Raw genomic sequence first — 9,501 nt, 5'->3', positions numbered from 1 at the left:
GCGCGCACCAAGGTCGGCCGCCTGATGATTGGACTGGCCGCATGAGCATCGATACCGCACCCGGCGCCAACGCCAACGCGCTCGATGCCACGAGCGGCGTCGCCACCCGCCGCGATATACTGCACCGGCTGCTGATGACGCTCGGGCCCATCCTTGCCGCTCTTATCATCGCCGGCTGCATACTGCTTGCCGTCGGCGTCGACCCGCTCGCCTATTACGGCTACGTGCTGGAGAAAGGGCTGTTCTCGCCGCTGGGCATCCAGCAGACGCTGACGCGCATGGCGCCGCTCTTGTTCCTCGCCGCCGGCCTGATCGTGGCCTTTCGCGCCGGCATGTGGAATCTGGGCGGCGACGGCCAGTTCCTGCTCGGGGCGGTCACGGCGGCCGCCAGCGCTCCCGTCCTGGTGCAGGTTATGCCGGCCTGGCTGGCGCTGATCTGTTCGTTCCTGATTTCCATGGTGGTGGCCATGGCGTGGTCGCTGCTGCCCGCGCTGCTGCGCGCCTATCAGGGCGTGAACGAGATCATCACCACGCTGATGATGACGTTCCTCGGCACCTCGCTCGCCAACGTGCTGGTCAAGCTCGTGTTCCGCGACCCCGGCACGACCGTGCCGCAGACGCGTACCTTGTCGGTCGAAGACAGGCTGCCGCGGCTCTTCGACACGACCATCACCAGCGGCCTCGTGCTCGGACTTGCGGCGATCATCATCGTGCATCTGGTGATGACGCGGACAGCGTTCGGACTGAAATTGAGGATCGTCGGCGCCAATCCGCGCGCGGCGGTCCATGCCGGGCTCGGCGTGCCTGGCCTGACCGTTGCCGTCTTTGCCATTTCGGCCGGCCTTGCAGGCCTTGCCGGCGCCGTCGACATCATCGGCGTGCAAGGCAATGTCCGCGCCGACTGGAACCCCGCCTACGGCCTGGCGGTCATTCCGGCGGTGTTCCTCGCGCGCATGAACGGCTTTGCCGCGATTGGCTTCGTGTTTCTGCTTTCGGTGCTTTCGATCGGCGGCGAGAGCGCGGCGAGGCGGCTTGGCGTGCCCAATCATTTCACGCTGGTGCTGGTCTCGATCGTGCTGATCGTGCTCGCCCTCGCCGAGTATGTCGACCACCGCTACAACCAATCGAGAAAGGCCTGAGACATGACCGGGCTGTTCAGCGAGGTTTTTCTTGGCGCGCTGTTGTTCGGCGCCGTCACCGCGGCCGTCCCGCTGCTGCTTGCCGGGCTCGGCGAGCAGATGTCGGAAAAGGCCGGCGTGCTCAACATCGGCATCGAAGGCATGATGCTGGCCGGCGCCTATCTGGGCTTTGTCGGCGCCTTCTATTCGGGATCACTTTGGCTCGGCTTCCTCACCGGCGCCGCGGGCGGCATCGCGGTGGCGCTGATCATGGCGCTGCTTTGCGTGCGCATCGGGCTGAACCAGATCGTCAATGGCATCGCGCTGACGCTCGGGCTGGAAGGGCTGACGGCGCTGCTCCATCATTTCCAGTTCTCGCGCAGCTATCCCCGCCTGCCGGCGGCGGACGCCACCGTCATTCCGCTGCTGTCCGACATTCCCGTTATCGGGCCGGCCTTCTTCAGGCATCACCTGATCGTCTATCTGGCCGTTGCGCTGGTGTTCGCCATGAGCTACCTCTACCGGCGCACACAGCTCGGCCTCAACCTGCAGGCCGCCGGCGACAAGCCGGCCGCGCTCGATGTCGCCGGCATCGACGTCATCAGGACCCGCACCATCGCGGTGCTGACGACCGGCGCGCTGGCAGGGCTGGGCGGCGCCTATCTCGCCAATGTCGGGGCGGGCCTGTTCATTCCCTTCATCACCAATGGCGCCGGCTTCCTCGGCATCGTGCTGGCCATGCTGGCGCGCGGCCGTCCGGTCTGGGTGCTGTTCGGCGCTCTGCTGTTCGGCGTGTGCCTGTCGCTGACCACGGCCATGCAGGTGGCGGGCATCAACATCCCGACCGACATCATCCAGATGCTGCCGTTCCTGGCGGTGATGATCATGCTTGTACTGTTCGGGCGGCGCGCCAGCCTGCCTGCGGCGCTCGGCATTCCATATGAGCGCGGCGCGCGCTGACAGAAACCAGATGCGCGGATGGGATCCGCGCCAAGATAGGAGACGACAAATGTCGGATACCAAGGTCTACCTGCTCGACGGCGGCTCGCTCGTTCTCGACGGTTATCATGTGTTCTGGAATCGCGGCCCCGGCGGCGAAGTGCGCTTTCCCGTCTATTCGATCCTGATCGAGCATGCCGAGGGCCGGTTCCTCATCGACACCGGCTATGATTACGACCACGTCATGAAAGTGCTGCCTTTCGAGAAGCCGATCCAGGAAAAGCACCAGACCATTCCCGGCGCGCTGGCGCTGCTCGGGCTGGAGCCGAAGGACATCGACGTCGTCGTCAACTCGCATTTCCATTTCGACCATTGCGGCGGCAACAAGTATTTTCCACACGCAAAGAAGATCTGCCATCGCTCCGAGGTGCCACAGGCCTGCAATCCGCAACCTTTCGAGCATCTCGGCTATTCCGACCTGAGCTTCTCGGCCGAGGCGGCGGAGGCGCGTGGCGCCACCGCGCAGCTGCTGGAGGGCACGACGCGCGCCAATTCGACCTTCGAAGGCATCGAGGGCGACGTCGATTTGGCCAGGGGCGTAAAGCTGATCTCGACGCCCGGCCATTCGATCGGCCACTACAGCCTGCTGGTCGAGTTTCCCAAGCGCAAGCCGATCATGTTCACCATCGACGCCGCCTACACGCAGAAGAGCCTGGAAACGCTCTGCCAGGCAGCCTTCCACATCGACCCGGTCGCGGGCGTCAATTCGATGCGCAAGGTGAAGAAGCTGGCCGAGGACCACGGTGCCGAGCTGATGTACTCGCACGACATGGAAAACTTCAAGACCTACAAGACCGGCACCCAGTTCTACGGCTGAACGCCGCCAATCCGGAGACCACTCCCATGCGCTATTCCGATCATGCCGATCCGGTCATTACCCTGACCGCCGGGCCTGTCAACGCCTATGCAGAGGTGCTGCGTGGCCTCGGCCGCACCGTGCTCTACGATTATGATCCGGCGTTCCAGCTCTTCTACGAAAAGGTGACCGACAAGGCGCAGAAAGCGATGCGGCTGTCGAACAAGCCGGTCATCCTGCATGGCGAGCCGGTGCTCGGCCTCGAGGCCGCGGCGGCTTCCCTGATCGCGCCCGACGACGTCGTGCTCAACCTTGCCTCCGGAGTTTACGGCAAGGGGTTCGGCTATTGGGCGAAACGCTATTCGCCGCATCTGCTCGAAATCGAAGTGCCCTATAATGAGGCGATCGACCCGCAGGCGGTCGCGGCAATGCTGAAGGCGCATCCGGAAATCACCGTCGTTTCCGTCTGTCACCACGACACGCCATCCGGCACCATCAATCCGATCGACGCCATCGGCGCGCTGGTCTCGGCGCATGGCGCCTACCTTATCGTCGACGCCGTTTCTTCCTTTGGCGGCATGAAGACCCATCCCGAGGATTGCAAGGCCGATATCTATGTCACCGGTCCCAACAAATGCCTGGGCGCCCCTCCCGGCCTCACCATGATGGGCGTCAGCGAGCGGGCTTGGGCCAAGATGAAGGCCAATCCGCTTGCGCCGCGCGCATCGATGCTGAGCATCGTCGACTGGGAAGATGCCTGGTCGAGCGACAAGCCGTTTCCGTTCACGCCTTCGGTCTCGGAGATCAACGGGCTCGATGTCGCGCTCGACCTCTATCTCAACGAGGGGCCGGAGGCGGTGTGGGCGCGACACGCGCTTACAGCCAGGGCCACGCGCGCGGGCGTCGCAGCGATGGGCTTGTCGATCTGGGCAGCCAGCGACGGGATCGCGTCGCCGACCACCACCACGGTTCGCACCCCCAAGGGTGTCGACGAGAAGGCGCTTCGCCAGGCCGCGCGCGCCCGCTACGGCGTGGTGTTTTCATCTGGTCGCAGCGAAACGCTGGGGAAGCTGACGCGCATCGGCCACATGGGGCCGACCGCCCAGCCGATCTACGCCATCGCGGCGCTGACGGCGCTTGGCGGCGCCATGAACGCGGCCGGCCAGAAACTGGCAATCGGCAAAGGCATCGATGCGGCATTGGCCGTCATCGACGCCGACGCCTGAACGGACATCATCGGATCACGGATCGAGGGAGAAATTTCATGACTGGACGGCTTGCGGGAAAGGCGGCCCTGGTGACGGGCGCGGCGCAGGGTATCGGCAAGGCGATCGCGGCGCGGCTGGCGGCCGATGGCGCGACCGTCATCGTCAGTGACATCAACGCCGAGGGCGCAAAGACGGCCGCCGCGTCGATCGGCGGGAAAGCGAAGGCTGTCGCCGCCGATATCTCCGATCCAGCGTCCGTCAAAGCGCTTTTTGCTGAAATCCAGGCGCTGACCGGTGGCGTGGACATACTGGTCAACAACGCCAGCATCGTGCCGTTCATCGCCTGGGACGATGTCGATCTCGACCATTGGCGCAAAATCATCGACGTCAATTTGACGGGCACGTTCATCGTCACCCGCGCGGCCACTGACCAGATGCGGGCGGCGAACAAGGCAGGACGGGTCATCAGCATCGCGTCCAACACCTTCTTTGCCGGCACACCCAACATGGCGGCCTATGTCGCGGCCAAGGGCGGCGTCATTGGCTTCACCCGTGCGCTGGCCACGGAACTTGGCAAATACAACATCACGGCGAATGCGGTGACGCCCGGCCTGATCGAGAGCGACGGCGTCAAGGCGAGCCCGCACAACGAGGCGTTCGGCTTCGTCGAGATGCTGCAGGCGATGAAAGGCAAGGGCCAGCCCGAGCATATCGCCGACGTCGTATCGTTCCTGGCGAGCGAGGACGCCCGCTGGATCACCGGCCAGACGCTGAACGTCGACGCCGGGATGGTCAGGCATTAGCCGCTGAGACCGAAATTTTCCGACGACGTAGCTTCAACTGCTCAGGTCGAGTGTTTGGATACCGCCGGTGAATACGGCGACAACCGCCTCCGTGGTGTCCTTGAGCCATATGCCGACCACCGTTTGCGCGGCGGAAATGCCGAGCAGACCGATCCCGGTCGCCGTTTTGCGTCTTCCAGGGCGGCACCGGCCCGTGGCCATTGGCACATCCGCCGGAACCGCAATCGCGCGGCGCCCTCGATTCGAGTTCGTCGACAAGGAAAGGGCCGCTGCTTCGGTTTCGGCGAAGCAAAGGACAGAAAAAGACTTCTTTAGGCGACCCGGCCCGGATGCTCTCTTGCGGAACCTAGAAGAAGGCCCGCCTGGGAGGGCGACGCATAACAAGAGAGCGGCTGCCGAAACGACAGCCTGGCATACGCCACTCGAATGAGGTCGGTGCCAGCAACAGCCATGGGGAACCACGACAATGAAGACATTCCGCAATTGCCTGATGACCGCGGTCAGCGCAGGCCTGCTGGGCTTGGGGCTTGCCGCCCCCGCTGACGCCGGCGCCATCCGCCTGGGCATGACCACCTGGGTCGGCTACGGGCCGCTGTTTCTTGCCCGCGACCTCGGCTACTTCAAGGAAGCCGGCGTCGACGTCGACCTGAAAGTAATCGAAGAATCGGCGCTCTATATGGCGGCGGTCGCCGGCGGCGATCTCGATGGCGCGGCATCCACAGTCGACGAACTGATGAAGTACCGCTCCGACGACCTCTGCTTCAAATATGTCGTGGCGCTCGACGACAGCCATGGCGGCGACGGCGTCGTCACGCACGCGGACGTCAAGTCGCTCAAGGATCTGAAGGGCCAGCCCGTCGCCCTGAACGAGGGCTCCGTTTCCGAATTCTGGTTCAACGTGCTCCTGAAGAAGGAAGGCATGACCGAGGACGATGTCAGCATCACCAACATGACCGCCGATGACGCCGCGACCGCCTTCATCGCCGGCCAGGTTCCCGCCGCGGTGACCTGGGAGCCGCACCTGACCGAAGTCCGCAAGGGCGGCAAGGGCAAGGTGCTGATCGACTCCGCGACGACGCCCGGCCTGATCGTCGACGTGATCGCGCTCAAATGCGACCTGATCGAGAAGCATCCCGAGGATGTGAAGGCTTTGATCAAGGGCTATTACAAGGCGGTCGATTACATCAAGACCAATCCGGACAAGGCCTACGAGATCATGGCCAAGGGCATTGGCGGCTATCTCGAGAAGCCCGAGGATTTCGCGGCCGGCGCCCAGGGCGTGCGCTACTACGACCGCGCCCGCAACCTGGAATTCTTCGGCACTCCGGAAAAGAGCGAGGCGTCCGACCTGGTGAACTTCGCCCAGGATATCTGGGGCAAGGCCGGCAAGCTCAAGATGACGATCGACGCGAAGACCATTCTCGACACCGATTTCATCAAGGAACAGTAAGCCTTCGAAATCCGTCGGGGTCCGCTTGACAGGCTGACCCCGCTTTTTCTCGAAAGCTTCAGTTTCGCGCCTAAATCTACGGAGGCCATCCTATGGCACAGAGGCGGACGGCGTGGACACGCCTGACGACCCCATTCGCCAACATTCCCGCCAGCACCGCAACCACGCTCGCATTGGCAATGTGGATAGCCGTGATCGGCGGCTGGGCTCTTCTGTCCTACGGCCGCGTCGTGCCGAACATGTTCCTGCCGACGCCCGGAACCGTGCTGCAGACGGCCTATCGCATGTCGCTCGACGGCAGTCTTTTCTATCACACTTTCACCAGCGCCAAGGTGGTGATCCTTGGCTTCATCGTGTCCTCGGCGATCGCGGTGCCGCTAGGGCTGTGGATGGGTACCTACCGGGCGGTGCAGGCGCCGCTGGAGCCGCTGGTCAATTTCATCCGCTACCTGCCTGTGACCTCTTTCGTGCCGCTGTTCATCCTGTGGATCGGAATCGGCATCGAGCAGCGCATAGCGGTGATCTTCTTCGGTACCTTCTTCCAGCAGCTTGTGATGATCTCCGACTGCGCGCGCAGCGTCTCCCGGGACCTGGTCAACGCCTCCTACACTTTGGGCACCAAGCGTAGCGAAGCGGTGTGGCACGTCATCTTTCCGGCAGCGCTTCCGGCGATCCTCGACACGCTTCGCGTCACCATGGGCTGGGCCTGGACCTACCTGGTCGTGGCGGAATTGGTCGCGGCGTCGAGCGGCCTCGGCTATATCAGCCTCAAAGCGATGCGCGGCTTCCAGGTCGATGTGATCTTCATGGCGATCGCTGCGATCGGCTTCTTGGCCTCATCACTGACACGGCATTCCGCATTCTCCGGGCGAGGGTCGCGCCATGGGCAGCCTGACTATGAACGCCTCCTCGCAAACCGCAGCCGGATCAAGGGTAGTGATGACCGAAACCATCAATGCGAACAACCCGGCTGGCACGGCCCATGCAGCCGGCGATCAGCGTTCGGCCGGCACCACCATGGGCATCGAGGACGTGACATTGCGCTATGGCGACGCCAATGGCGTGCTGGCGCTGGACGATGTGTCGCTGCAGGTCGCCAAGAACGAATTCTGCGTCATCGTCGGTCCGTCAGGATGCGGCAAATCCAGCCTGCTCTATCTGGCCGCCGGGCTCAATGACGCCACCTCGGGCAGCATCAAGGTCGACGGCAGGGAAGTGATCGAGCCAGGTCCCGACAGGGGCATGGTGTTCCAGAGCTATACCTTGTTTCCCTGGCTCACGGTGCGCGCCAACATCGAATATGGACCGAAACGCAAGGGTCTGCCGGCGGAGCAGCGCAGGCAGATCGTCGACCAGTATCTCAACGAGGTCGGCCTTGCGCCCTTCGCCGATCATTATCCGGCGCAACTCTCAGGCGGCATGAAGCAGCGCGTGGCGATCGCGCGCGCCCTTGCCAACGACCCGGCCGTGCTGCTGATGGACGAACCGTTCGGCGCGCTCGACAGCCAGACGCGCGGCACCATGCAGAAGCTGCTGCTGCGCGTCTGGGAGCGGCAGCAGAAGACGGTGCTCTTCGTCACCCACGATATCGATGAGGCGCTGGTGCTGGGCGACCGAGTCCTGGTGATGACGGCCCGGCCCGGCAAGATCAAGGCCGAGATCAAGGTCGACATCCCGCGGCCGCGTTCGATGGACGTGATCCTCGAACCCGACTTCATCGCGCTCAAGCGCCGCATCCTCGGCCTCCTGCACGATGAGATCGACGAGGATCACTGAGGGCAAATAGTCGGGAGCATCGAACGCCCGAACCCGAGGCGGCGGACGTCTGCCGCCCCGGACCCGATCAGCCTGTCAGCTCAGCTGTCCGGCGGCTTGCGAGATAAGCCGGGCGATCTCGTGCGGGTGAGAGATGAGCGACAAATGGCTTGCCTTCACCTCGATGGTTCTTGCGTTCATCCGCTTTGCCATGAAGCGCTCGAGATCAGGGTTGATCGTGCGATCCTCCGTCGATACGGCATACCAGCTTGGCTTCGAGCGCCAGGCCGCCTGCGTCGTCTTTCCGGTGAAAAGCTTGTCCGAGATCGGCCCCTGGACGGCATAGAGGATACGCGCCTTCGTGTGCGGAATACCGCCTGCGAAATCCCGCAGGAAAGCCTCCTCACTGAGCTTGCCGTAGCCTTCGGACCAGACGAGGCCGGCGGAAGCCGGTGGCGCCGCAAAGGTCTTGGCGAGCGCCGTGTAATCTTCGCCGGCGTCCGGCGCGCGCGCCGCGACATAGACGAGCGAGGAGACCTTCGGGTCCATCCCCGCTTCCGTGACGATCATGCCAGCAAAGGAATGTCCAACAAGCACCGTCGGTCCATCCTTGGAGAGCGATCGCGCGGCGCGTTGCCTCGACGCCTGCCTCCAGCGTGGTCAGCGGGTGCTGGACGACGGTTGGCCTGAAGCCGGCCTGCTGCAGGATGCCGACCACGTCCGACCAGCACGAACCATCCGCATAGGCGCCATGAACCATCACTACATTGCGCAGCTTCGGGTTCGTCTGCGCTCGCGCCGTGGGTGAGCTGGCAAGGAGGCTCGTGGCCATTCCGGCGGCAAGCGTGGTGGAGAAAGTGCGCCGATTCATCATAATCGTGGGTTCCTTGAGAGATTTGCGGGGGCGGCCGATGCTTGGCCGAGCCGCGCTGGAAGTGCTTCGCGCGGCGTCTACGCCCAGTCTTCGCAACCTGCGGAACCTTCGTTACGGCCGTCACGGCTTCGTGACCGCCTCGGTCGGGGGTCTCGCCGGAAAAATTGGCGCATCACCGCATTCGCGGCCGCTACGGGTTGCAAGGGCGCTCCCCGGTTCTGGGCAACAATCGGGCAGCTCAGCGAAATGCCGAACGGCCCAATTTCGAAGGCGAGGCGATCTTTACCGTTCGCCGTTACGCGCCCCTACCAAGGATCATCTCCGAAGCCTTCTGCCCGATCATCATGCTTGGCGCGTTGGTGTTGCCGCCGATCAGCTTCGGCATGACGGAGGCATCCGCAACTCGAAGCCCGTCCACGCCGCGAACCTTCAGCGTAAAGGGATCGACGACGGCCATGTCGTCCGTTCCCATCTTGCAGGTCCCGACCGGGTGATAGA

General features: G+C 63.7%; 10 protein-coding genes and 1 pseudogene. 8 read left to right on the top strand and 3 right to left on the bottom strand.

The genetic code is table 11. The features are described 5' to 3' along the window. From EOA24_RS16785 to EOA24_RS16765, 5 genes are all read left to right on the top strand, one after another. Positions 1–1,139, top strand: a 1,139-nt coding sequence (locus EOA24_RS16785; RefSeq protein WP_245501809.1) for an ABC transporter permease, incomplete at its 5' end; no start/stop codon positions are given. A 3-nt stretch (positions 1,140–1,142) separates the two neighbouring features. Then, positions 1,143–2,078 (top strand): ABC transporter permease, encoded by a 936-nt coding sequence (locus tag EOA24_RS16780; RefSeq protein ID WP_126081812.1) that lies wholly within the window; start codon positions 1,143–1,145, stop codon positions 2,076–2,078. A gap of 49 nt (positions 2,079–2,127) precedes the next feature. Next, on the top strand, positions 2,128–2,934 hold the full coding sequence (locus EOA24_RS16775) for a 4-pyridoxolactonase (protein ID WP_126081813.1): 807 nt from the start codon (positions 2,128–2,130) through the stop codon (positions 2,932–2,934). Between the two features lie 26 nt (positions 2,935–2,960). Further along, on the top strand, positions 2,961–4,139 hold the full coding sequence (locus EOA24_RS16770; RefSeq protein ID WP_126081814.1) for an alanine--glyoxylate aminotransferase family protein: 1,179 nt from the start codon (positions 2,961–2,963) through the stop codon (positions 4,137–4,139). A gap of 38 nt (positions 4,140–4,177) precedes the next feature. Continuing rightward, positions 4,178–4,924: an SDR family NAD(P)-dependent oxidoreductase gene (locus EOA24_RS16765; protein WP_126081815.1), complete on the top strand. Its 747-nt coding sequence runs from the start codon at positions 4,178–4,180 to the stop codon at positions 4,922–4,924. Between the two features lie 33 nt (positions 4,925–4,957). On the opposite strand, the gene EOA24_RS41615 is transcribed toward EOA24_RS16765, so the two are convergent. Then, entirely contained in the window at positions 4,958–5,125 is a 168-nt protein-coding gene (locus tag EOA24_RS41615) for a hypothetical protein (protein ID WP_189343096.1), read from the bottom strand. A 265-nt stretch (positions 5,126–5,390) separates the two neighbouring features. On the opposite strand from EOA24_RS41615, the gene EOA24_RS16760 reads away from it, so the two are divergent. The 3 genes from EOA24_RS16760 (at position 5,391) to EOA24_RS16750 (ending at position 8,150) form a co-directional block, all read left to right on the top strand. After that, positions 5,391–6,374 carry an ABC transporter substrate-binding protein gene (locus EOA24_RS16760; RefSeq protein ID WP_126081816.1) on the top strand — a complete coding sequence of 328 codons (984 nt, stop codon included), beginning with the start codon at positions 5,391–5,393 and terminating at the stop codon, positions 6,372–6,374. A 92-nt stretch (positions 6,375–6,466) separates the two neighbouring features. Continuing rightward, on the top strand, positions 6,467–7,552 hold the full coding sequence (locus EOA24_RS16755) for an ABC transporter permease (RefSeq protein WP_245501808.1): 1,086 nt from the start codon (positions 6,467–6,469) through the stop codon (positions 7,550–7,552). Beyond that, complete coding sequence (locus EOA24_RS16750; protein WP_245501810.1) at positions 7,437–8,150, top strand: ABC transporter ATP-binding protein; 714 nt, start codon at positions 7,437–7,439, stop codon at positions 8,148–8,150. The genes EOA24_RS16755 and EOA24_RS16750 overlap by 116 nt, the downstream gene beginning before the upstream one ends. 75 nt (positions 8,151–8,225) lie before the next feature. Here EOA24_RS16750 and EOA24_RS16745 read toward each other — a convergent pair. Together EOA24_RS16745 and EOA24_RS16740 are read right to left on the bottom strand one after the other, a co-directional pair. Further along, positions 8,226–9,006, bottom strand: a pseudogene (locus EOA24_RS16745) (alpha/beta hydrolase). 292 nt (positions 9,007–9,298) lie between these two features. After that, positions 9,299–9,501: GMC oxidoreductase (locus EOA24_RS16740; protein WP_245501807.1), on the bottom strand; the 203-nt coding region annotated here is incomplete at its 5' end.

The sequence above is a fragment of the Mesorhizobium sp. M2A.F.Ca.ET.039.01.1.1 genome (genome assembly GCF_003998035.1).
GTDB lineage: Bacteria > Pseudomonadota > Alphaproteobacteria > Rhizobiales > Rhizobiaceae > Mesorhizobium.
The sequence above is the reverse complement of the archived record's forward strand: the minus strand, read 5'-3'. Positions and strand labels throughout refer to the sequence as shown.

Coding starts and splice junctions, on each gene's coding strand:
- EOA24_RS16780 (WP_126081812.1), top strand. CDS start 1,143: ATGACCGGGCTGTTCAGCGAGGTTTTTCTTGGCGCGCTGTTGTTCGGC.
- EOA24_RS16775 (WP_126081813.1), top strand. CDS start 2,128: ATGTCGGATACCAAGGTCTACCTGCTCGACGGCGGCTCGCTCGTTCTC.
- EOA24_RS16770 (WP_126081814.1), top strand. CDS start 2,961: ATGCGCTATTCCGATCATGCCGATCCGGTCATTACCCTGACCGCCGGG.
- EOA24_RS16765 (WP_126081815.1), top strand. CDS start 4,178: ATGACTGGACGGCTTGCGGGAAAGGCGGCCCTGGTGACGGGCGCGGCG.
- EOA24_RS41615 (WP_189343096.1), bottom strand. CDS start 5,125: ATGGCCACGGGCCGGTGCCGCCCTGGAAGACGCAAAACGGCGACCGGG.
- EOA24_RS16760 (WP_126081816.1), top strand. CDS start 5,391: ATGAAGACATTCCGCAATTGCCTGATGACCGCGGTCAGCGCAGGCCTG.
- EOA24_RS16755 (WP_245501808.1), top strand. CDS start 6,467: ATGGCACAGAGGCGGACGGCGTGGACACGCCTGACGACCCCATTCGCC.